Here is a 21,585-nt window from a genome sequence, read left to right as displayed (position 1 = left end):
GATGTCATGCAAACCAGAAACGGAGGCACTCATGACCGAGTATCGAACAGAAAAAGACAGTATGGGCGAGGTCAAGGTCCCCAGGGACGCGCTCTGGGGGGCCCAGACACAGCGGGCGGTGGACAATTTCCCGGTCAGCGGACAGCCCATGCCGCCGGCATTCATAGATGCCGTGGTGCGTATCAAGCGCGCTGCGGCCATAGCCAACGGTAAGTTGGGGCTGCTGGATAAAGGACCCAGGGGTGCCATTGTTGAGGCCTGCGATGCACTGCTGCGGGGCGAACATCGTGATCAGTTTCCGGTGGACCGTTATCAGACTGGCTCCGGTACCAGCACCAACATGAATGTGAACGAGGTGATCGCGAAACTCGCCAGCCAGGGCGGGGAGAAGGTCAATCCCAATGACCACGTCAACATGAGCCAGAGTTCCAATGACGTTATCCCCACCGCAATCCATCTCAGCGCGGTCACGCAGGCCTATCAGGTTCTGCAGCCGGCCATATCCCACCTCCAGGGCAGGATCTATGAGCGGGAAACACTGCTGGGCGAGCAGGTAAAGACAGGCCGTACTCACCTCATGGATGCCATGCCTGTGACCCTGGGTCAGGAGCTTCGAACCTGGCGTGAGCAGCTGCATGCTGCCGAGCAGCGGATTGAGCGGGCAGTAGAAGATCTGCTGGCCATTCCCCAGGGCGGCACGGCAGTTGGCACGGGTATCAACGCCCATGAAGACTTCGCCGACAGATTCATCTCAGCCCTTAATGAGGAGACCGGTTATCACTTCCGTACCATGGAGCACAAATTCCTTGGCCAGAGCGCGGTGGATGGTCCGGTGGCCATGTCCGCCCAGCTCAGAGGCGCCGCGATCGTCCTGATGAAAGTGGCGAACGACCTGCGCTGGATGAACAGCGGCCCGATTCACGGCCTGGCAGAAATCAGCCTGCCGTCTTTACAGCCTGGCAGCAGCATCATGCCGGGCAAGGTCAACCCGGTGATTCCGGAGTCCGTGGCCATGGTGAGTGCCCAGGTGATGGGGCTGGATTCCGCCATCGCCATTGCCGGTCAGTCCGGCAACTTCCAGCTCAACGTAATGTTACCCCTGGTGGGTGCCAACCTGCTGGACATGGGGCACCTGCTGAGCAACGCCGCACTGATGCTGGCGGACAAAGCCATCGCAGACTTCACCGTGAACGGCGAACGTCTGGCGGAGGCCGTGGATAAAAACCCGGTGCTGGTAACCGCGCTGAACCCGGAGATCGGCTACGATCTGGCGGCGAAAATCGCCAAGGAGGCCTACGCTTCCGGCCGGCCCATCATTGATGTTGCGGAAGAGCAATGCGATCTGTCCCGCAGGCAACTCGAAGGTCTGTTGGATCCGATGAAACTTACCCGGGGTGGGATCGGTGGAAGCTAGGCAGATTTTGCCCTGTCTGTGGCGACCTGAATCGGGGGCAGGTGCTTGCTAGCTACGGTCTTCGTCGCGCTTTGCCTGCTGGTTCTGTTGCTGGTTGCCAACGGCATGCCAGTACTGCTTCGTCGCCTGCTGGGCCGGCGTTATGCCATGCCGATCGATGGCGGGAGGCTCTGGCGCGACGGCCGGCCCATTCTGGGTTCCAGCAAAACCTGGCGTGGTCTGTTTGGCGGAAGTCTGGGCTGCGGTTTCGCAGCTCAGATACTGGGTCAGGGATTTTTGTTCGGCGCGGCTTTCGGCCTGTTGGCGCTGCTGGGAGACCTGTTCAGCAGCTTCTGCAAGCGCCGTCTGGGGCTTGGGTCCAGCGCACGGGCAACCGTGCTCGATCAGCTTCCTGAGGCGCTGTTGCCCATGCTGCTAGCGGTAATCTGGCTGGACGTTGGCTGGCTTGTGCTGGTGGTGGTCTCCCTCGCCTTCATGCTGGTAGACATCCTTGTGTCGCCTTTTCTGCACCGGCTGGGAATCCGCCACCAGCCCCACTAGAAGCCGGATTCAGCCGCCGGCCTGCCGCAGGGTATGGATGGTCACCTCCGGGGGGCAGTTCAGACGGACATTGACCACGGATGTGCCGGCACCAGGGGAGGTGTAACCCTGCATCTTGCCTTTTTGCCAGTGGCCACGCCCCAGAGCTCGGGGACAGTCAGCGTCCAGAGTTACCGGAATTCCCCCCGGCAGACAGATCTGGCCGCCGTGTGTGTGGCCGCAGAGATAGGCGTCAAAGCCTGCGTGGCCTGCTTCACGCCAGATCTCCGGACTGTGGCTGAGCAGAATGGACGAGGCCTCCTCCGGGATACCGTTTCCTGCCTGATGCAGGTTGTGCACCTTGTAGAAGTGGGGATCGTCAACGCCGGCAATATAGAGCGCTCCGTCATTGCGCTCCAGGCAGATGTTCTCATTGAGCAGCATGCGATAACCCATGTCCTCGAGGCCCGGCAGCATCTTTATGCTGTCGTGATTGCCAAGCACTGCAAGTGGCTCTCCACTGATCGCCTCGCGAAGCTTCTCCATGCCGGCCAGGGCATTTTCAATGGGCCCCCAGGTGAGTCGGCGGTAATCCCCTGTTAATACGCACAGGTCATAATCCAGCGGTGTGATTGTGTCGATGACGGCCTGCAGGTTTTCCGGATCCATGTCCACGTGAAGGTCGGTCAGGTGGAGAATCCGGAATCCGTCGAAGGCGGTGGGCAGGCCCGGCAACCGGAACTCATGTTCTACCGTCCGCAGGCGCCGGCTGTTACGCTGTCCGCGGCGCAGAAGGCAGGCGAGCTTCAGGCAGGCGCGGATTATGCCAGGGGCCTTGTAAAGGTTTTCGAGGTGAAAAGACCTTTGCTTGCGGTCGAAAAGCCGCGCTTCCATCTCGTTTTCGATGCCCAGCCGCTGCCGGGCATGGACCGGGCCCAGACGCAGGCTGAGACGATAGTTCAGAAGCTCGTCGTCGGACTCTGGCAAACGTGCGCGAGCAGTCATGGCTGTTCCTGACATGGATAAGTGTTATTTGGCTCATGATACGGGGAGGTGCATGGAAGAATCAAAATACCCCTGCAAGGTGTCTCTGGCACTGATGTTCCGGGTGTTCCTGCGCCTCGGACTGACTTCCTTTGGAGGGCCCGCAGCTCACATTGGCTTTTTCCACGACGAATTTGTAAAGCGCAGGCAATGGCTGTCCGACAGTGCCTATGGCGAAATCGTCGCCCTGTGCCAGCTTTTGCCGGGTCCGGCCTCAAGCCAGGTCGGCCTGACCCTTGGTTTTCTGCAGCGGGGTTACGCCGGTGCCGGGGTGGCCTGGCTGGGTTTCACCCTGCCTTCCGCCCTGGTAATGACTCTGTTCGCCCTGGGCTTCAGTTTCTGGCCTGCCGGTGGCGAGCCGGGCTGGATTGCCGGTCTTAAACTCTTTGTGGTGGCGGTGGTGGCCCAGGCCGTCTGGCAGATGGGGCGAACCCTCTGTCCCGATCGCGTTCGGCTGGCTCTGGCTCTGGCTGTGGCGGCCCTGCTGCTGGTGACGGGGGCGGCCTGGATTCAGGTTTTTGCCCTTGCGGCCGCGGGTGTGGCGGGAGCCTCCCTTCACCGGCCGGACAAAGATGTTGGGGCGCCTCTGACACTGCCAGTCCAGGGACGCTGGCCACTGGCATTCATGGCTATTTTTGCGGTGTTGCTCGTGCTGTCACTTCTGCCCCTGGGCTCCGGGGGTCTGCTCTGGCTGGGAGCTGAAATGTTCCGGGCGGGCGCCCTGGTATTCGGCGGCGGGCATGTTGTTCTGCCCTGGCTGCAGGAAAGCTTCGTTGCCTCTGGCCAGATGCCGACGGATACCTTCCTCGCAGGCTATGGCGCCGCCCAGGCAGTGCCCGGCCCCCTGTTCACTTTCTCGGCATTTATCGGCACGATCGAGGCTGGCTTGACCGGCGCGGTGGTTGCTCTTGTTGCGGTATTCCTGCCGGGAACCCTGCTGGTTTTTGCCGGTCTGCCCCTGTGGGGTTTTGTGCGCCGGCATCCCCGCGCCCGGGCCGCCCTGGCAGGAGTTAATGCCGGGGTGGTGGGCCTGCTGCTGGCAGCCCTTTATGATCCGGTCTGGACGTCCGCCGTGCACTCGGCCACCGGCCTGGCTCTTGTGCTGATCCTCTGGGCAGGGCTGGCGATCTGGCGGGTGCCTGTGTGGCTGCTCGCAGTTGCCAGCGCTCTTGCCGGTGCCCTGGCCCTCTAGCGAGATTGAAGATCCGGCAGAGGTTCGCAAAACACCTGGATAACCGCCATTATGAATCCCGGATCAGGCGCCCGATGCAGGCCTGTTGTGACCCCAACCATAGAGTGAGACAGCTATGACCAGATCCTGTGACATTCCCGGTCTTCAGGTGCCGAAAAGCCGCTTTCCCGACCCGCAGCAGGACCTTCCGGCCAGTGAAGGCGAACAGCGGGCCGTGCTGGGTGGTGGCTGCTTCTGGTGTGTGGAGGCGGTGTTTCTTGCCATGGACGGTGTAACCAGCGTGGTTTCCGGTTACGCCGGTGGCAGTGCGGAGACAGCCAGTTACGAGGACGTCTGCTCAGGCCAGACAGGGCATGCGGAAGTGGTCGAAGTCCGCTACCAGCCGGACAGGGTCAGCTTCGGCTCGCTGCTGAAGGTCTTTTTCTCCGTGGCCCATGATCCCACCCAGCTCAATCGGCAGGGCAATGACCGGGGCACTCAGTATCGCTCTGTCATCTTCTACGAGAACGAAGAGCAGAAGCGGGTGGCCCGGGCCTATATCCGCCAGTTGGGGGAGGCCGGCGTATACGCTGACCCGATTGTTACCACCCTGGAGCCCCTGGAGGCCTTTTACCCGGCCGAGGAATACCATCAGAATTTTGCTGCCCGCAATCCCCAGCAGCCGTACGTAAGAGCGGTGGCAGCCCCCAAGGTCGACAAGCTCCGTGAAGGCTTCCCCGAGCGTCTGAAAACGGAGTCTTCCAGCAACAATACGTCAATTCCGGGAGATCATGCATGAGCACGTCACAGGCAGGCTACGATGTAACGCCACTGGCCGCGGATGAAGTCAAGAAACTGGCGGCCGGCCTCAGTGAGGAAGAGAAAGAGGTACTACTGGATCACGGCACCGAGCGTCCCTTCTGTGGGACTTTGCTGGATAACAAACAGACCGGAACCTATTTCTGTCGCCTCTGCGACCTGCCGCTGTTCCGTTCCGATGCCAAGTTCGATTCGGGCACCGGCTGGCCCAGTTTTTTCCAGCCATATGACCCGCAGCACGTCCGTTCCATTGAGGACAACAGCCTGGGCATGAGGCGGACCGAGGTTCGATGCGCCCGTTGTGACAGTCATCTCGGGCACGTATTCCCCGATGGCCCGCCACCCACAGGCCAGCGCTTCTGCCTCAACTCGGTGGCGCTCACGTTCAGGGCAGACGACCACCAGTGAGTCTTTGAAAAGCATCTGAGGTGGATCAAGGGCAGGGCCCGGTGCAACGCCGCCATTCGCCGCGCCAGGGGCCTTGTCAGGGGCTTACTGAATCTGCTCCGATTCCAGGGTAACTACGCCCGGGCCGCCCGATAGCTCCCGCAGCAGGGTAGCCGCAATGGCAGTTGCACTGACCGGCCGGTAACGTTTCGGGATAATCGGCGACAGCAGACGCCCTGCCAGAAGGCCCAGATGCTCCGCCGGCCTGGTTTCATTCCGTTCGGCATCGATCAGCGACGGCCTCACCAGAATCAGCCGCTCAAAGCCCATCCGCGCCAGCCCTGTTTCTGTCTCACCCTTGGTGCGCAGGTAAAAGCTCCGGCTGTCCGGGTTTGCCCCCAGTGCCGAATTCAGGGCAAACCGGCTGGCTCCTGCTTCCCGGGCGCGCTCAGCGCAGGCCAGCACCAGGTCGTGGTCTACATGGTAAAAGGCCTGTTTTGAGCCGGCCTGTTTCAGGGTGGTGCCAAGGCAGCAGATCACCGCGTCCACGGACCACCAGTCAGCCTCGGGAAGAGGCTGCTCAAAGGAAATAACCGGGTTCCTTGCCGCGCCTGGCGATTCCAGCGGCCTTCGGGTGGGGGCAACAACGGTTTCAAATCCCTTCTGTTTAACGGCCTGTCGCAATACTTCGCTGCCCACGGCGCCGGTGGCGCCCAGAATCATCAGTTTCATCAGAACCTCCTGTTCATGGATTCAGGCCAGTACGGTGGAAACCAGGTATCCGGTATAGAGGAAAAACACCGCCAGCAGCAGAGCACCCTCAAGCCGGTTGATGCGTCCCTGGCGCCCCCGGAAACCGAAACCCATGATGAAAAGGGCAACGGTGAGGCCGGTCATGAGCATCCAGTCCCGGCTCAGAACAACCGCTTCCACCGCCATGGGCTGGATAGTTGCCGCAATACCCACGACCGCGAGGGTGTTGAATATGCCGGAACCAAGCACGTTGCCCAGTGCCAGATCGTGTTCGCCTTTTTTAATGGCGATCAGAGACGAGGCCAGCTCCGGCAGCGAGGTGCCTATCGCGACCACGGTGAGGCCGATGACCAGGTCGCTCACCCCCAGGCTCTGGGCAATGGTCACTGCTCCCCAGACAAGAATGCGTGAGCTCACCACCAGCAGAACCAGACCCAGTGTCAGCCACATCAGGGCCTTGCCCAGCGGCATTGGATGTTCCAGCAGTTCTGTGTCGACATCAGCGGCGAGGGCATCCGGATCCTTGCGCATGCCCTGGACAATGGACCAGGCCATTACCACCGCAAACACCGCCAGAAGAGTCCAGCCGTCAGCCCTGGACAGGTTGCCGTCCAGCAGCTGCCAGCCTGCAAGCAGGCACAGGCCAAACAGCAGGGGCAATTCCTTGCGGAGAACCTGGGAATGCACCTGGATCGGGCTGATCAGTGCCACAAGTCCGATAACGAGGGCGATGTTGGTGATGTTGGATCCGTAGGCGTTACCCAGGGCAAGGCCAGGATTGCCATCAAGGGAGGCCATGGCGGAGACCACCATTTCCGGAGCGGAGGTGCCAAAACCGATAACGACCATGCCAATCAGCAGGGGCGGCATGCCCGCGTGTCGTGCGGTGGCGGCAGCGCCATCCACGAAGCGGTCAGCACTCCAGACCAGCAGGGCCAGTCCAGCCAGAATTGCAAGAAATGCCAGAAGCATGATCAGAAACCTCAGTTAATGGTCTGGCCTGGCAGGATGACGCCTGCGTAGCCAGGGAGTGGGCGACAAACAGAACCACGCAGTATCGCAGATAGCTGCCAAATGTCAGGCCCGGGTTTTTGCGCTCGATGTCAGGGTCCGGTGACAGTATCTTTATTCCCGCGGTGGAAATCCGGATAATCGCCGCAACGTACACGCTTATAACAGGTTTTTAAACTTGCCAAGGTGAAAATTAAATGGCCGCTAGACAGGCAGATGTAGTGCTGGTCGGTGGTGGCGTCATGAGCGCTACCCTCGGCATGATGCTCAGGCAGTTGGACCCGACCCTGGACATCATCATGGTGGAGCGTCTTGATCACGTTGCCCACGAAAGCACCGATGGTTGGAACAATGCCGGTACCGGACACGCTGGTTACTGCGAACTGAACTACACACCAGAGACCGAAGAGGGCGACGTAGAAATCGAGCGGGCGCTGAAGATAAATGCCTCCTTCGAGGTTTCACTCCAGCTCTGGTCTTACCTGGTGGAGCAGGGCATGCTCCCTGAACCCACGAAGTTCATCAACCCCACGCCCCACCAGTGCTTTGTCTGGGGTGCGAAAAACGTGGCTTTCCTCAGGGAGCGCTACCAGCGCATGAGCTCACATCATCTTTTCCGGGAAATGAAGTACAGCGAATCCCCCCAGGACCTCATGGAGTGGATGCCGCTGGTAGTCAGGCACCGGGATCCCATGCAAAAGGTGGCGGCGACCCGGGTGGAACACGGGTCGGATGTGGATTTTGGCTCCCTGACCCGCCACATGGTGGACTACCTCACAAAACAGCCCAATTTTGAGCTGATGCTCAGCCATTCGGTCAAGACTCTTGCCCAGCGGGACAACGGCCGCTGGAAGGTCCGGGTAGAGGATGAGAAAACCGGCGAGATCAAAAAGCTTGAGGCCGGTTTTGTTTTTCTTGGCGCCGGCGGTGCTGCACTGCCGCTGCTTCAGAAATCAGGTATTGAGGAGTCCAGAGGCTATGGTGGCTTTCCGGTCAGTGGTCAATGGCTGGTTTGCCAGAAGCCGGAGATTGTGGAGCAGCACAATTCCAAGGTTTACGGCAAGGCGCCGGTCGGCTCGCCACCCATGTCGGTGCCGCACCTGGATACCCGCATCATTGATGGCAAGCCGGCCCTGCTGTTCGGCCCCTATGCAGGCTTCACCACCCGCTTCCTGAAAGAAGGGTCGGTCTTTGATCTGTTTGGATCAGTGAAAGCCAACAATATCCGGTCCATGCTGTCGGTCAGCAAGAACAACATGGATCTGACCCGATACCTGATCGGGGAGGTGTTCCAGTCCCACAGTGAACGGGTGGACGCCCTCAGGAATTTCTTCCCTGACGCCAGAGAGGAAGACTGGAAGCTGCAGATGGCCGGTCAGCGGGTCCAGATCATCAAGACAGTAGAGGGCGGCGGCAAGCTGGAATTCGGCACCGAAATCGTGGCCTCGAAGGATGGTTCCCTGTCAGCCCTGCTGGGGGCGTCGCCGGGAGCGTCGACTGCAGCTCACGCCATGATTGATGTGATTGAGCGCTGCTTCCCGGAACGGGTGAAGACTTCCGAATGGCAGGAGCGCATGAAGAAGATGGTGCCTTCCTATGGCCAGTCCCTGGTGGAGGATGAGTCATTATTGAATGAGATTCGTGGCCGGACTCTCCGCACTCTTGAGCTGAAAAAGTAGCCAGACAGGCATTAAAGTCAAGTTGTGTAAATAAGTGTAAAGCGCCGGAGCCCCTGTGTCGCAGGGGTCTGGCGTTTTTTTTTGCTAAATGGGCGGTTTGTCACATTTTCCATCAGGGCGTAAAGGGTGTAGGTTAAATGATCTAAATGTCCGAAAGAGGGAACGCGCATGACCAACAAGCCAGGCACTACAAAAAAGAATCCTGAAAAAGGCTACGTTGCTTTACTGGGTTGGAGCCTCAGTGCGGTCGAGGCCGCGGACAAGTTTGATCGGCGTTACGTCGTTGTCGCTCCGGAATGGGCGCAGACCTACTGTGACGAACACGATATTCCCTATATTCCATGGAACTTCGAGCGGCTGAACGATCGCTCCATGGAGATTGCCACCACGCTGAAGGAAAAAGGCGTGGATGTTGCGATTCCCCTGTTCGAGGAAACGGTTGAGTGGGCAGGCGCTATCAACTCGGTGCTGCTCGATAACCCCCGCCTGTTTGGCCAGGCCATGCTGCTTCGGGACAAGGCGTTGATGAAGCGCCGTGCCCAGTTAGGCGGCATTCGTGTCGGGATATTCGAGGAAGCCCATGACAAGGGCGACGTAATCCGCTTCCTGAAGCGGGTGAACCAGACTCTGCTCAAGCTGGACGGTGACCCGAACGACCCTATTCACCTCAAAGCGTTCGACAAGGCCGGCTGCCTTGGCCACCGGGTCATCCGTACGCCGGATGAAGTCGATATGATTCCCGAAGAGGAATTCCCGGTACTGATGGAATCCCACCTGGATGGCTGGGAGTTCGCCGTCGAAGCCTGGATCCACAATGGCAAGATCGCGTTCCTGAATATTTCCGAGTACGTGACTCTGGGCTATTCGGTGTTCGTGCCGGCCACGCCGGAGCTGGAAAAGTATCGCGAGGCGATCCACAAGCAGATCGAGAAGCTGATCAAGACCTTCGATATCGAGTTTGGCTTCATCCACCCCGAGTACTTTGTAACCAGTGATGGTGAAATGTACTTTGGCGAAGTGGCGTATCGTCCGCCCGGCTTCAAGGTGTTTGAACTGCTTGAGCGGGCCTATGGCTTCAACGCCTACCAGGGCATGATCATGATGTTCGACCCGAAGACTACGGAAGCTGAGGTCAAGGCCTTTTTCCCGAAGGAAGTGGTCGATGCCAAGGGTGTTGCCGGCTGCTTTGGCGTATACCCCCGCCGTCGCGTGGTCAGCAAGCTGGAGATTCCGGAGGAGACCGAAAATCACCCCTATTTCGAATCCCACGAGCTTACAGCTCCGCTGGAAGAAACCGTCACCAAGCGTACCGCCTTTGGTACTCACTGGGGTCTGATTTACTTCTTCGGAGATGACACTCATACCATGAGAGATCTGCTCAAGCGTCAGGAAGACCTCGATTTCTATGTATAATTAATGGAAGCGGCGCCCCGCCATGGGGCGTCGCTCCCAATACAAGGAGTCATCTTGAGTTATCCAGAAGCAAACCCGAATGAAAACTCCCGGAAACTTGAGACTCTGACGGCACGGTTCGACGAAGCTGTCGTCGCGCTGGCAGAATCCCCGAATTATGCGAAACCAACCAAACTCCGGCGAGTATTTGAGGCAGTCAAACGGCTGATGATGCAGGAGGGCGGCTGCGCCATTGTTGAGCAGCGGGCGCCCCAGCTTGAGGAAGCAGGTACATTCCTTGGCTCCGACTGGGCTCAGCCCGAAGCCCTTCTGCCATCTCTCACTACCCACTCCCTGAAAAGCTCCGAGCAGGACACCGTCATCATCGAGTGTCTGAGTGAACTGCGGCTTCTCGCCATTGCGTTGGGTGACTATTACCATCCCCATGTATCCGCAGAGCAGGCGCATCATTACCTGACGCAGTCCATGGCTCTGAATCTGGATCTTCTTTTCGGAAGCCTGAGTGAGGCGGACCGGGAGCGACAGGGCCGTCTGGCCTGGCTTCCCAGAACCCTCTACCAGCACCTGGCAGCCCGTATCGGGTATGAGCAGATCATAGATAGGCTGGTGGATGAAATCTGGCGCATCCTGCAGCAGCGTCCCCTTCAGGTGTACAGCGTAAAGAAGATGATCACCCAGATCGCCACCTGCCGGGCCGATCCGGATATCGATCTCGGTGCCAGCGGCAGTGGCGCAGATCGGCTTATCAGCAGTCTTTTCGGCACCACCCAGGCCTGTCGCGAAGACCCGGGTGTGGATGTCTATGAGGATCGGCTGAAATCCATGGATGCAGGCGCGCTGCAATACGAGGCCAGCGGCTTTGCCCGTGCAATGCATGACACCGGTCTGGTCTCCCCTTACCATGCCTGCCTGCTGAGATTCCTGCTGGGCAACAACAACCACCTGATCGCCGAAGCCCTGGGGCTGTCCAGTGCTGGCCGCGACTCCCTTCTGAGCCATGAGGGTCTGGTCCGTGCCCTGATTTATGAAAGCGTTTTTCCCCAGACAGCCCAGGCAATCTACGGCCTTGCCCTGGTTCTTGAGCGGGGCATTCTCTACCAGGCGCCGGTTCCCCCGGCGCTCTGGCGGCAGGTATCACTGCCTCTTTCTGAATCTTCAGAGCAGCACCTGAAGCTGGTCTTCGGGGACGTTCCCCCGCCCCGGGCAAGACTGCTGGAAGGTGTGCTGTGCATGCTGGGCCAGCCTCTTGGCGTCGGCCAGGGAAACAATCCGACCTGTCAGTCAGCCCGGGCGCTGTCCATGTGGGCATACAACGATCCGGACTATCTGCTCCAGATGGTGGCCTGGGCCGCCCGGGACGACGAGATCATCATCCACTTCGAGGGCCAGCCGATTTCCTCCCGTGAAAGCCAGTCGGGCGTTGCCTCGGAATGGTCACTGGATCTTGACCCGGTTTCCCTGCTGGTCGTGCCCCATCTGGACCGGATTTACTTCGAGATGGGCCGCCGCTGTATTGGCCGCGAGGGCGACCCTCACCGATGGGTGAACCCGGAGTTTCACGGCTGGTGGGCAGGCCGTGGCTTCAGCATCAATGTGGACGTCAGCACCGGCAAATTGCATGACCTGGATGGTTTCCTCAGGCATTTCTATGCCTGCTACCACCCGGTTTACAATGGCAACCAGCCCCTGATCCATCCGCAACCGGCGGGCATGGCCATCACCGACAGTACCGCCAGGTTCATTGGCTGGCATGCGATCAGCATCCTCCGGGTTGCGCGGGATCCAGCCGATGTGATGCGGGTGTATTTCTACAACCCCAACAATGACAGTGGCCAGAACTGGGGTGATGGCATAGTGGTTGCGACCGCCGGAACGGGAGAGCGCTTCGGCGAGGCGTCACTGCCTTTCGAGGAGTTCGCGTCGCGCCTGTATATCTTTCACTATGACCCCCTCGAGCACGGTGAACTGGCAAAGGTTCCCCGGGAAGAGCTGCAGCGGGTGGTAGGCATGATTTACCGGAGCTGGGGCGCGGACCGGATTCCGCCGGAACCCACCCAGGCCGTCGAGGGTGAGGACGGAACCCCCGAATTGCCAGGAGACGCATGATCTGGTGACCAGGTTGCAAAAAAGGAAGGCGGCAGAGGGCAGGGAGTGCTCCTGCCAGCCATCAGGCCTGCCAGCCATCAGGACCGGCAGGAGTGTGGTTTCTAGCCCTTCCAGGTTCTTACCCGGCCGAACAGGTCATTGGTGCCCCACACACCTGACCGCATGGCTTCCAGTTCGAGAACCTGGGAGTGATCCACAAACAGATTGACCTCGGGCCCAAAGCTCTTGATGTACCACTCATACACCGCCGGGTCCGCCGCCTCAAATACCGCGTTGTCTATTCCAATGCCTTCGGCAATCTGTGAAATGATATCCGTGCGCCATTCACGGACCTGCTCGGTGATGCCCTCGGACTCAACCATGATCTTGTAGGCACCAGCATCCAGATGCCGCCTTGCCTCCCGGATGGCATCGCTGGGGTCCTGCAGGCCCTGTTGTTCCAGAGCTTCAACACTGCTGGTCCCCCCGGCCCCGAACTGCACGTTGATCTCTGGCTTTGCCTGCAGCCCATGTTTGATAACCGCCTCGGTAAGCCGGACCAGATCATCCTGCGGGATCGCCAGGAAGCCGCTCGAGATCTCTACTATGTCAAACTCCAGTCGTTTGCACTCGTCGAGGTAGTCATTCACCTTGTCCGGGCACCGCTCCAGCACCCTCTCAATAAAACCACCGGTGGATACTTTGACATCATGCTTGTGAGCCAGCTCGATGATCTCAGAGAGCGCCTTTTCCGGCATCAGGGTGAAGGAGCCGCCGCTGAACTTGAGAATGTCCACAAACTCTCCGCAGGTTTCGAAGATGTCCGCCAGTTGCCGTTTCCCCAAGGGGTCGTAATAGGGACCCCGCATCTCGGTAAGTCCCCGACTGCGGGGCTTCTGCTCCCGTTCATTGATGGGAAGAAAACTGAAAGCGCGTTCCTGAGCTGCCATGACAACCTCCATTTTATCTGCTGGTTATCTATTCACGGTGAGGATGACAAGGGTTAATTCAAGCGTCTCCCGGATTTCAAAGGGATGCTTTTTCGGGCGGCAGCCGTCTGCCCGGTCAGAAAACAGGCACAGGGAGCAGCCGCAATTGGAAATATGGGGTTACAACAAATAACGCTCTTTGCTGCCCGGGCCTGCCACAATTCTCCGGACTCTTCCTATACTGGAGTTTGAGGTAAACGCAGTATGACGACACATCATGATTAATCGCTTTCGTGCGAGCCGGCCCCTGCGCTTCTCTCTCTTCGCTCTGGCACTGGGGCTCGGATTTTCCCTTCCTGTCCTTCCCGGTCTTCTCAAGAGCGATGATTTCTATGGCTTCCAGCAGGACCGGTCGGTGTGGCAGAACCTGAAGAATTACGGGAGTCTTGCCTCCCGGGACGATGTTTATACTTTCGTGATGTTTGGCTTTCTGGACTGTGAACAGACATGTCCCGCTCACCTGGGAAATATGGTCTCACTGAACCGCCTGATACCGGATGATTCGGTGCAGTTCCTTTTCGTTTCAGTGGATCCCGAAAACGATACGCCGCAGGAGCTTGATGCAGTGATTGGAGCCATGGGTGAAAGGTTTCACTGGCACCGCCCGGAAACCCGGAGCCATGCCCAGATGATGGCTCTGGAGGCGGGCGAAGTGGTATCGGTCGCAGCTACGGCAGACATTAAGGAAATTGATCATTCAGGAAGGCTCTACCTTGTTGGCAGGGGTGGAAAGTCTGTAATTACCTACACCAGCACCAGGCTGAAACTCAACCGCGTAAAGGACGATGTTTCCAGACTTGTGGCTTTGGAGAGTGGATCTTGAAAACAACAGAGCATGCCGTGAAATCACGTGAGAAAACAGACAGGTACATGCTGTTTCTGCTGCTGGCCCACGTCCCGGTTGTGGGCTTTCTGGTTCCCTGGGGCTATGGGACTCTGACCTTTGCCCTGGTGACTTCCATCTGTCTGGCGGCCATCAGCTCTGTCGGCTTCGCTCTCCTGAAGGGTACCCGGGCCTTCTCATCTCTGGTTGCCATGGCTCTCATGCTGTTTTCCGTCATCATGATCCAGACCCAGATGGGGCGGATCGAGATGCATTTTCACATTTTTGCCGCTCTGGCGTTCCTGCTGGTCTATAAAGACTGGTTGCCTGTGGTTGTGGCCGCCCTGACCATAGCCGTTCACCATTTTCTCTTCACAGCTCTGCAGCTGAATGAGGCGACGCTGGGCGGCCTGCCCATCATGATTTTCAGCTATGGCTGCAGCTGGTCCATCGCCTGGCTTCATGCAGCCTTTGTCATTTTCGAGGCTGCGGTGCTTGTGGCCATTGCTGTCCAGCAGAATACGGCCCAGCAGGCGGCCGATGGCATTATTGAAGCGATAGAGCGGTTTGAACGTGAAAACGATCTGAGCGTGCAGATAGACACCGCCCGCGACAATCACACAGTGCAGTCATTCAACCGGATGCTCAGCGGATTCGGGGGGGTAGTATCCCAGCTCAAGCAGGCCATTGGGTCCATTGCAGGATCTTCGGATAACCTGGCTTCGATCAACGAGCAGACCAGCCGCGTCGTTCAGAGCCAGACCGACCACTCAGCCCAGGCAGCGACTGCTATCCATGAGATGTCAGCGACAGCCCACGAGATCGCCCGAAACGCCGGGGAAGCAGCCCGCGCCGCGGAGGAGGCGACGGCCGAGGCGGCCACTGGCAGGGCGTCGGTGACCAGCGCGGTGGATGCGTTTCAGGTACAGAATAGTGTGCTTTCATCCACTGCCGAGGCCCTGAACCGCCTGGTGGCTGTCGTCAAAAACATTGGCGAAACCACCTCGGCCATTCAGGGTATTTCCCAGCAGACCAACCTCCTGGCCCTGAATGCAGCGATTGAAGCCGCCCGGGCTGGCGAGGCAGGCCGCGGCTTCTCCGTGGTTGCTGATGAGGTGAGAAGTCTTTCCGTCAAGACCCAGACGTCCGCGGAGCAGATTCAGGCCATGATTGAGACGCTGAGAAATGGCACTGACGAAGTGGTTCGGTCCATGGGGCTTGGCCAGGAGCGGGCAGAAGAGACAGCAAGCCATGTAAATGCCTCGGGCGAAGCCATTGGCCGGATACTCGAGGCCATTGCGAAGGTACAGGCAATGAATGATCAGATCGCAACGGCTGCAGAGCAGCAGTCCAGCGTGTCGGAAGAGATAAACCAGAGCATGAGTACAATCTCTGCCCAGAGCGAGTCTCTTGCGGAGAAAGCAGCGGACGGCTCAGAGGCGTCGGTTGCGCTGAACGGAACCCTGGCGGATCTGCGTCGGACGGTGGAGGTTTACCGGACCGCGTGAGGCGGGGAGCAAAAGCTCGCCCAGGGTATTGTGGGCAACGCAGAGCCTGGTTTGATGAGAAGAAGTTGTCTACCGGGGCCCAACAGGAGCAGTATGGATGGGGTACAACAGACTGTTCATAACAGGAGGGACCCTCATGGATATCCAAAGCAGGCCAGGTTCAGCATCTGTAGCATCCGTAGTCTTGCTTTTTTCTCTGCTTTTCGTCGCGCCCTGTTCATTCGCGCAATCAGGCCCCATTCCCGTGATGGCGCAGATTGTTTCCGGAATGAATCATTTCCCTTCGGATGACCAGAAAGAAATCCTGGCGGAAATCAGCGGGAACGAGAACAACAGCGAAGCTGCAAGAACCATTGCAGATGCCATCCGCAACATCGAGCACAAAGCCGGACCGGAGGATGCGGCCGCCCTCAGGGAAGTTGTCGAAGATCCATCAGCCACCAGGGCGGAAAAACAGCTGGCATCCGTTGTTCTTGAGTTCCACCACAAGGCCGGCCCGGAAGCGCAGAAAACGCTGAAGGCGCTTGCTCAGCAATAGCGCGGAACGGGTGAATTTCGCCATTGGCCAGGCCATGGACTTTCGTCGGCTCTGGCCACTGCGGCCCGGTTCGAAAGCGCCTCGTTGAGATTTTATCGATCGCACGAGAGGTCGTGCTCCTGGCGCCTCCAGAGAGTCGCCAGGTCCCAGATATCACGGAGTGTTCATGTCCACCAGCCAGGCAACAATCCGCGAGTTCCCACGATCGAGGAAATGATCGAGCTCTACAGCGAGCTCTGGTAAATGAAATCTCCTGAAATCCCGGGAGCCAGCTGCAATTGCCGGGCGACGGCGGCGCCCCTCACTTAATGCCCTGAAACACTTCAACCGGAATTTTTGTCTTTTCAGAATGAGAAGTAGGGGCTAACTGTCTTGAAAACACTCAGGTCACCACACAAATAACTACAGGGACGCAGTGATTCGCGGTGTGCACAAGGCTGGCGCTCCTGATTCCGGGCCAACCCCAGAGGCGAGATAGCGCAGGTCTCGCCTGGGGTGGCAGCCCCGGGGTTTTCAGAAGCATCGTTCTGCTCCCCTCAGCGTAATCGCGCTTTGCGGTGTATTGTCTCTGAAGTCTTTCTCGCAAGGTTCATCAACCACTGTTATTTTCAAAAAGTGAAGATGCCTGATGATGAACGACAGAATCGCTGGAGCGGCCTTTTTTGACCCCGGCAATAAAATGCACCGGTTTGCAGCCGATCTGCTTGCCAAAGCCGATATCCAGGTTGGCGGGTCCAGGCCCTGGGACATCCGCTTCAATGCCCATGGCGTGCCTGAGGCGGCACTGGCCCGGGGAAATCTTGGTTTTGGTACAGCCTATATGGACGGCGCCTGGGATGCAGAAGACCTGGCCCAGCTTTTTTACAAATTGCTCAGTGCGAAAATTCCTCATCAGATCAGACCTGCCAGAATCCTTCCCCATATTATCAAAGCAAGGTATCTGAACCGGCAGACCAGAAAGCGCGCATGGGCTGTGGGCGAAGCCCATTATGATCTGGGGAATGACTTCTACGGTGCCATGCTGGACTCCCGTATGACCTACACCTGCGGCTACTGGAAAGATGCCGACAACCTTGAAGACGCACAGGTTGCGAAGCTCGATTTGATCTGCCGGAAGCTGGGTCTGCAGCCGGGCATGCGTTTGCTCGATATTGGTTGTGGCTGGGGTAGCCTGATGGCGTATGCGGCTGAGCAATACGGGGTAGAGGCGGTTGGCGTGACCATCTCAAAGGAGCAGGCTGACTGGGCCACGGCGAACTACCCCCATCTCTCTCTGGATTTCCGGCTGATGGATTACCGGGAAGTTGATGAAAAGTTTGATCGTATTGCCAGTGTCGGCATGTTTGAGCACGTCGGGCCGAAAAATTACCGCCGGTTCATGGAAGTTGCTCATCGTTGTCTGAACCCTGGAGGTCTGTTTCTGTTGCACACCATCGGCAGGAATCTCCGGAATTCCTACCCGGACCCCTGGATCGATAAATACATTTTCCCAAACGGCGAGGTGCCATCTGTAGGCCAGGTCGGTGATGCAGTAGATGACCTGTTTGTGGTGGAAGACATGCACAACTTTGGTGCTGATTACGATAAAACACTGATGGCCTGGCACGAAAATTTTGAACATGCCTGGCCCCGGTTTCAGGCTGAACTTGGTGAACGGTTCTATCGCATGTGGCGTTATTACCTGCTTTCCTGTGCGGGTGCATTCAGGGCAAGGGATATCCAGCTTTGTCAGTGGGTTTTGTCAAAAAATGGCGTGCCGGGGGTCTATCCCAGGGTGACATGAGCCATCTGGTTCTAGTTAGTTGAAACCATCCAGGCAGGCAGTCAACTTCCCGGCTAGCCCGATAAACCCTCTGATTTGTAAAATATTCCCTTGCCGGAAACACCGGGAAGGTCATCGTCATGATGCTTGCCCTGTCTTTGGAATTAACTTCAGGGCTGGCTGCTGCCCATCATGGCTGCCAATTCTTCCGGTCGGGGGAGACCCTGCTTGATCGCAATGGTTCCGTCATCAGCTTTATAGAAGGTAGCAGGCGTAGCGCTCAGCCCCAAATTACTCATCAGGCTATTATTGGCAGTCACCCGTTTATGGTTTGCGCTAACAACCTCTCTGTCTACCGCGATGCCGCCACTCTCGTGATTACGTTGGTTATCATGCAGAGCCGACTCGGGATTATCGGCACCCAGGATGGTCGCGGCTTTTGGCAGGCTATCCTGCTTCAGTATTCCGACCATCACGTGCCTTAACTGCACCCGGCCTGCCTCTATCCAGGGCTCGGCAGCCTCGCGAAAACGATGACAATAGGGGCAGTTCGGGTCGGTGAAGGTATATATCACCACCGGCGCGTCTTCTTCACCGTCCGGGATCCAGTCACTGTTTTCCAGCTTCGACCAGGCCTCTTCATTTTGCGGTCCCGTTATCGACTGCCGGATATTGGTCTCTGTAAGATTCATGCCCGTTTCAGACAGCATCGGCCCGATAACCACGTGCTTTTTATCAGAGGTCAGGTAAAAAGACACCGGCCTTCCCCGCATTGTCCCCACGTAACCGGTCATGCCACCGGGTGCGTCAAATCGATCGACGATATCTACTCCACGCTCCACCAGCACCTGTATTGCATCCGGGTGCGCATTTTCAGCCCTTACACCATGCCCTGCGAGCGTTGCCGCCAGAAAGCTGACAACAAGCAGAGTTGGTTTCGTTGTGGGTTTATTTGTTCGAGTCATTGATCAACCTCCTGATGAGTTGGACTACTTGCGTTCGAAGGCTTCCAGCTTTTGTGCCAGGCTGGCGTTGGACAGCTCGCCCATGTGGGCGTCGACCTGACGGCCTTCCGCGTCGTAAAACAGGGTCGTAGGTAAGGCGTGACTGCCAGTGGCATTTGCAAGGCTGCCGCTGACGTCGCTCAGCACGTTCCTGATCGACAGCTCCTGCTGTTTCAGAAAAGACGTAATGGTTTCTACCTGTTCACCCTGATTGACAAAAACAAAGGTGATATCGGGGTACCGCTCCTGAGCCCTTTCCAGTACTGGCATTTCCCGGATACAGGGTGGGCACCAACTCGCCCAGATATTCACCACTTTGGGCTTGCCGGGTTGCAGGTCGACGAGAGTGATCGATTCATCATCCAGTGTTGATAAACCACTATCCGGTATTTCCCGCGCCTGTCCTTCGATCAGATTTACCGTCAGCGAGAGTGCGCCCCATGTCATCAGCCCAGACAGTATGGCAATACCCAGAGGTTTTCTGATTGCAGTCCGGCGCAACATACGCCATGCGCCAAAGGCCACAGCCCCGAACACACCGGCATAGACACTGAATCCACCATCACGAATATCGATGATATCCAGTGGGGCATCCTTGAAATGCTCGAAATACTGGGCCACGAAACCAATCCTGGCCGTGACCAGCGCTACGAGAAGGGTATCCACCAGGGTTCCGCCTGTTGACACCCCGTGCTTTCGGCCATATAGAGCACCCACAAGCAACGCTACGACAAAGGAAAATACCAGTAGAAGATGCGCAAATGAAAAACCCAGAGGGCCAATACTGACTGTTTGCATGATTGCTCCGTATTAAGATGAGCGGGCTGTATCGAGACGTTCCAGGAACGCCTCTGCCGAAATTTCGCCAATGGTTCGCTGAGCTCGGTACTCCTGCCCATCAGGCCCGAAAATCATCACCGTTGGCGGCCCCAATATCTGCAAGCGGCGCATCAGCGCCTGATCCATCTCGTCATTTTTCGTAACATCTGCCCTCAACAACGTCATGTCCTTCAATGCTTTCTGAACCTCCGGGTCGCCAAAGACCTCTTCTTCAATCACCTTGCAGGAGATGCACCAGTCGGCATAAAAATCCACCAGAGTCCATTGGCCTGCCTCGCCACTCTCGGCCAGATTCTGCTCAAGGTCAGACCAGGACTTGAAGCCTTCAAAGCTCTGTTCGCTGGTTTCCATGCCGCCCGTCATTACTACTTCGCTGCGCGTCAGCTTTTCGAGGGGATAGAGCATCTGATGCCCACCAGCCGCTGCGCCAATGACCATCAGTGCACCCCAGAGAATCGCCACCATTCCACTGCTACTCAGCAAATTGCGGAGTCCCTTCATTTTGATGGTACCGCCAGCCCGCCAGAGACTGAGGCCTGTGCCTATAGCCAGCGCGCCCCACAGTGCCAATACCAGGGAGTTATCGAGAATGCGGTCAAGAAACCAGATAGCAGTGCCCAGCAGGATGAATCCGAATACCGCCCTGATGGCCTCCATCCACACGCCCGGCCTTGGCAACACGCTGGACCCCAATGTTGCCAACACCAGCAAGGGAGCACCCATACCCAAACCCAAAGCCAGGAGCGCCATACCACCCAGAGCTGCATCACCACTGTCAGCGATATAGAGCAGCGCACCGGCGAGGGGAGCGGTCATGCACGGACTCGCCAGCAAGGCTGAAAAGAACCCCATCACGGCGGCACCGGCAAGGCTACCTCCAGTTTGACGGCTATTGGCACGTTCCAGCCTGTCACGGATTGGCGCCGGCAACTGCAACTCATAAAGACCAAACATGGACAGCGCAAGTACGACAAAGATGACCGCCATGGGCCCGATGAAGAGTGGTTGCTGTAGCATTCCCTGCAGATTGGCTCCTGCGAGCGCCGCCACTACCCCCAACGCTGAATAAGTCACGGCCATGGCCAGAACAAATGCCAGCGACAACCAGAATGCCCTGGTACGGCGGGCCCCACTGCCCACGATTACAGATGACAGGATTGGGATCATTGGGAGCACACAGGGAGTAAGCACCAGCAGCAAGCCCAAACCAAAAAAGATGAGGAGATTCCAGACCAGGCTACTGTCAGCCAACTGACTGGCAAGAGATTGATCCGCCGCCAATTCATCTGAAGCAGGGGCGGTAGGGCCTGCTGACAGGGAGTAGGCGTTGTCGGTAAGATTAATAGTCGCATGCTGTGGGGGATAGCACAGACCCGCCTCAGCACACCCCTGCCAACTCAACTTCAGGACTTCAGCACTTCCAGGTCTGATTACTAACTCGGCGCTGTTAAAGTAAACTTCTGATTCCCCGAAAAACTCGTCAGAGATGGTCTCACCATCCGGATAGAGGACGTCTGCTAATTCTCCGTTCTGCCCTTGAACTTCCATGCGCTTACGGTAAAGGTAATAGTCGGATGCAATGCGCCAGGATAGCTTGATCGAGTCGGCACTGTGTTCCTGAACATCATACTGAAACGCCTCATCCACAGGCAGGAACTCATTGGCCCCTCCAGCCAGGGACTGTGCGTGTGCCATTGACGTGCCCACAGCCCCCAACATGGCGCTTATTAAAAGCAGTGCTCTAAAGATCCCCACTCACGAGTCCTTTTACAGGTTCACTGGATGAATTGTGCAACCGTCTGTTTGTCCGGAACGGGAGTGTCAAT

The 21,585-nt window shown here is 57.8% G+C and carries 19 protein-coding genes; 12 read left to right on the top strand and 7 right to left on the bottom strand.

What is annotated here, in order from left to right; all coding sequences use genetic code 11:
• The first annotated feature begins 31 nt into the window (after window positions 1-31).
• Together LG327_RS01685 and LG327_RS01680 are read left to right on the top strand one after the other, a co-directional pair.
• Window positions 32-1,414, top strand: a complete 1,383-nt coding sequence (locus LG327_RS01685; protein ID WP_404365104.1) for a class II fumarate hydratase — start codon at window positions 32-34, stop codon at window positions 1,412-1,414.
• Window positions 1,415-1,459: 45 nt separating this feature from the next.
• Entirely contained in the window at window positions 1,460-1,954 is a 495-nt protein-coding gene (locus LG327_RS01680; RefSeq protein ID WP_404365102.1) for a CDP-archaeol synthase, read from the top strand.
• 9 nt (window positions 1,955-1,963) lie between these two features.
• On the opposite strand, the gene LG327_RS01675 is transcribed toward LG327_RS01680, so the two are convergent.
• Window positions 1,964-2,938 (bottom strand): metallophosphoesterase, encoded by a 975-nt coding sequence (locus LG327_RS01675; protein WP_404365100.1) that lies wholly within the window; start codon window positions 2,936-2,938, stop codon window positions 1,964-1,966.
• Window positions 2,939-2,990: 52 nt separating this feature from the next.
• On the opposite strand from LG327_RS01675, the gene chrA reads away from it, so the two are divergent.
• The 3 genes from chrA to msrB all read left to right on the top strand — a co-directional run bounded on the left by chrA (window position 2,991) and on the right by msrB (window position 5,375).
• Window positions 2,991-4,169, top strand: coding sequence for a chromate efflux transporter (chrA, locus tag LG327_RS01670; RefSeq protein WP_404365098.1), 1,179 nt, complete (start codon window positions 2,991-2,993; stop codon window positions 4,167-4,169).
• 115 nt (window positions 4,170-4,284) lie between these two features.
• On the top strand, window positions 4,285-4,947 hold the full coding sequence (msrA, locus tag LG327_RS01665) for a peptide-methionine (S)-S-oxide reductase MsrA (RefSeq protein WP_404365097.1): 663 nt from the start codon (window positions 4,285-4,287) through the stop codon (window positions 4,945-4,947).
• Window positions 4,944-5,375, top strand: coding sequence for a peptide-methionine (R)-S-oxide reductase MsrB (gene msrB, locus LG327_RS01660; protein WP_404365095.1), 432 nt, complete (start codon window positions 4,944-4,946; stop codon window positions 5,373-5,375). The genes msrA and msrB overlap by 4 nt, the downstream gene beginning before the upstream one ends.
• An 84-nt stretch (window positions 5,376-5,459) precedes the next feature.
• Here the strand turns inward: msrB and LG327_RS01655 are convergent, their stop codons facing one another.
• Together LG327_RS01655 and LG327_RS01650 are read right to left on the bottom strand one after the other, a co-directional pair.
• Entirely contained in the window at window positions 5,460-6,086 is a 627-nt protein-coding gene (locus LG327_RS01655; RefSeq protein ID WP_404365094.1) for an NAD(P)H-binding protein, read from the bottom strand.
• A 21-nt stretch (window positions 6,087-6,107) separates the two neighbouring features.
• On the bottom strand, window positions 6,108-7,079 hold the full coding sequence (locus LG327_RS01650) for a calcium/sodium antiporter (RefSeq protein WP_404365092.1): 972 nt from the start codon (window positions 7,077-7,079) through the stop codon (window positions 6,108-6,110).
• A gap of 236 nt (window positions 7,080-7,315) precedes the next feature.
• On the opposite strand from LG327_RS01650, the gene mqo reads away from it, so the two are divergent.
• The 3 genes from mqo (at window position 7,316) to LG327_RS01635 (ending at window position 12,316) form a co-directional block, all read left to right on the top strand.
• The gene (mqo, locus tag LG327_RS01645) at window positions 7,316-8,797 is read left to right on the top strand and encodes a malate dehydrogenase (quinone) (protein ID WP_404365090.1); all 1,482 of its coding nucleotides are present in this window, start codon (window positions 7,316-7,318) and stop codon (window positions 8,795-8,797) included.
• Between the two features lie 168 nt (window positions 8,798-8,965).
• Window positions 8,966-10,210, top strand: a complete 1,245-nt coding sequence (locus LG327_RS01640) for an acetyl-CoA carboxylase biotin carboxylase subunit family protein (protein ID WP_404365088.1) — start codon at window positions 8,966-8,968, stop codon at window positions 10,208-10,210.
• Window positions 10,211-10,213: 3 nt separating this feature from the next.
• On the top strand, window positions 10,214-12,316 hold the full coding sequence (locus LG327_RS01635) for a hypothetical protein (RefSeq protein ID WP_404365086.1): 2,103 nt from the start codon (window positions 10,214-10,216) through the stop codon (window positions 12,314-12,316).
• Window positions 12,317-12,417: 101 nt separating this feature from the next.
• Here the strand turns inward: LG327_RS01635 and LG327_RS01630 are convergent, their stop codons facing one another.
• Window positions 12,418-13,245 (bottom strand): phosphosulfolactate synthase, encoded by an 828-nt coding sequence (locus LG327_RS01630; protein ID WP_404365085.1) that lies wholly within the window; start codon window positions 13,243-13,245, stop codon window positions 12,418-12,420.
• A gap of 256 nt (window positions 13,246-13,501) precedes the next feature.
• On the opposite strand from LG327_RS01630, the gene LG327_RS01625 reads away from it, so the two are divergent.
• The 4 genes from LG327_RS01625 (at window position 13,502) to cfa (ending at window position 17,936) form a co-directional block, all read left to right on the top strand.
• On the top strand, window positions 13,502-14,107 hold the full coding sequence (locus LG327_RS01625) for an SCO family protein (protein WP_404365083.1): 606 nt from the start codon (window positions 13,502-13,504) through the stop codon (window positions 14,105-14,107).
• Window positions 14,104-15,615 (top strand): methyl-accepting chemotaxis protein, encoded by a 1,512-nt coding sequence (locus LG327_RS01620; protein ID WP_404365081.1) that lies wholly within the window; start codon window positions 14,104-14,106, stop codon window positions 15,613-15,615. Before LG327_RS01625 ends, LG327_RS01620 begins: the two co-directional genes overlap by 4 nt.
• Window positions 15,616-15,883: 268 nt before the next feature.
• A complete protein-coding gene (locus LG327_RS01615) occupies window positions 15,884-16,153 on the top strand; it encodes a hypothetical protein (RefSeq protein ID WP_404365079.1) in 270 nt (89 codons plus the stop codon).
• 679 nt (window positions 16,154-16,832) lie between these two features.
• The gene (gene cfa / locus LG327_RS01610; protein WP_404369141.1) at window positions 16,833-17,936 is read left to right on the top strand and encodes a cyclopropane fatty acyl phospholipid synthase; all 1,104 of its coding nucleotides are present in this window, start codon (window positions 16,833-16,835) and stop codon (window positions 17,934-17,936) included.
• A gap of 149 nt (window positions 17,937-18,085) precedes the next feature.
• Here cfa and dsbG read toward each other — a convergent pair whose 3' ends face one another.
• From dsbG to dsbD, 3 genes are read right to left on the bottom strand one after another with little or no spacing between them, the layout of a single operon-like run.
• Window positions 18,086-18,880 carry a thiol:disulfide interchange protein DsbG gene (dsbG, locus tag LG327_RS01605; RefSeq protein ID WP_404365078.1) on the bottom strand — a complete coding sequence of 265 codons (795 nt, stop codon included), beginning with the start codon at window positions 18,878-18,880 and terminating at the stop codon, window positions 18,086-18,088.
• 24 nt (window positions 18,881-18,904) lie between these two features.
• The gene (locus LG327_RS01600; protein WP_404365076.1) at window positions 18,905-19,717 is read right to left on the bottom strand and encodes a prolipoprotein diacylglyceryl transferase family protein; all 813 of its coding nucleotides are present in this window, start codon (window positions 19,715-19,717) and stop codon (window positions 18,905-18,907) included.
• 12 nt (window positions 19,718-19,729) lie between these two features.
• Window positions 19,730-21,478, bottom strand: coding sequence for a protein-disulfide reductase DsbD (gene dsbD / locus LG327_RS01595; protein ID WP_404369138.1), 1,749 nt, complete (start codon window positions 21,476-21,478; stop codon window positions 19,730-19,732).
• Window positions 21,479-21,585: the final 107 nt, after the last annotated feature.

This window comes from Marinobacter sp., from assembly GCF_044799475.1.
Lineage (GTDB): Bacteria > Pseudomonadota > Gammaproteobacteria > Pseudomonadales > Oleiphilaceae > Marinobacter.
This window is presented reverse-complemented; position numbering and strand designations above follow the sequence as displayed.

What these genes read in the sequence shown, in the direction of transcription:
- LG327_RS01685 (WP_404365104.1), top strand. Translation starts at nt 32, where the DNA reads ATGACCGAGTATCGAACAGAAAAAGACAGTATGGGCGAGGTCAAGGTC.
- LG327_RS01675 (WP_404365100.1), bottom strand. Translation starts at nt 2,938, where the DNA reads ATGACTGCTCGCGCACGTTTGCCAGAGTCCGACGACGAGCTTCTGAAC.
- chrA (WP_404365098.1), top strand. Translation starts at nt 2,991, where the DNA reads ATGGAAGAATCAAAATACCCCTGCAAGGTGTCTCTGGCACTGATGTTC.
- msrA (WP_404365097.1), top strand. Translation starts at nt 4,285, where the DNA reads ATGACCAGATCCTGTGACATTCCCGGTCTTCAGGTGCCGAAAAGCCGC.
- msrB (WP_404365095.1), top strand. Translation starts at nt 4,944, where the DNA reads ATGAGCACGTCACAGGCAGGCTACGATGTAACGCCACTGGCCGCGGAT.
- LG327_RS01655 (WP_404365094.1), bottom strand. Translation starts at nt 6,086, where the DNA reads ATGAAACTGATGATTCTGGGCGCCACCGGCGCCGTGGGCAGCGAAGTA.
- LG327_RS01650 (WP_404365092.1), bottom strand. Translation starts at nt 7,079, where the DNA reads ATGCTTCTGGCATTTCTTGCAATTCTGGCTGGACTGGCCCTGCTGGTC.
- mqo (WP_404365090.1), top strand. Translation starts at nt 7,316, where the DNA reads ATGGCCGCTAGACAGGCAGATGTAGTGCTGGTCGGTGGTGGCGTCATG.
- LG327_RS01640 (WP_404365088.1), top strand. Translation starts at nt 8,966, where the DNA reads ATGACCAACAAGCCAGGCACTACAAAAAAGAATCCTGAAAAAGGCTAC.
- LG327_RS01635 (WP_404365086.1), top strand. Translation starts at nt 10,214, where the DNA reads ATGGAAGCGGCGCCCCGCCATGGGGCGTCGCTCCCAATACAAGGAGTC.
- LG327_RS01630 (WP_404365085.1), bottom strand. Translation starts at nt 13,245, where the DNA reads ATGGCAGCTCAGGAACGCGCTTTCAGTTTTCTTCCCATCAATGAACGG.
- LG327_RS01625 (WP_404365083.1), top strand. Translation starts at nt 13,502, where the DNA reads ATGATTAATCGCTTTCGTGCGAGCCGGCCCCTGCGCTTCTCTCTCTTC.
- LG327_RS01615 (WP_404365079.1), top strand. Translation starts at nt 15,884, where the DNA reads ATGAATCATTTCCCTTCGGATGACCAGAAAGAAATCCTGGCGGAAATC.
- cfa (WP_404369141.1), top strand. Translation starts at nt 16,833, where the DNA reads ATGCACCGGTTTGCAGCCGATCTGCTTGCCAAAGCCGATATCCAGGTT.
- dsbG (WP_404365078.1), bottom strand. Translation starts at nt 18,880, where the DNA reads ATGACTCGAACAAATAAACCCACAACGAAACCAACTCTGCTTGTTGTC.
- LG327_RS01600 (WP_404365076.1), bottom strand. Translation starts at nt 19,717, where the DNA reads ATGCAAACAGTCAGTATTGGCCCTCTGGGTTTTTCATTTGCGCATCTT.
- dsbD (WP_404369138.1), bottom strand. Translation starts at nt 21,478, where the DNA reads ATGTTGGGGGCTGTGGGCACGTCAATGGCACACGCACAGTCCCTGGCT.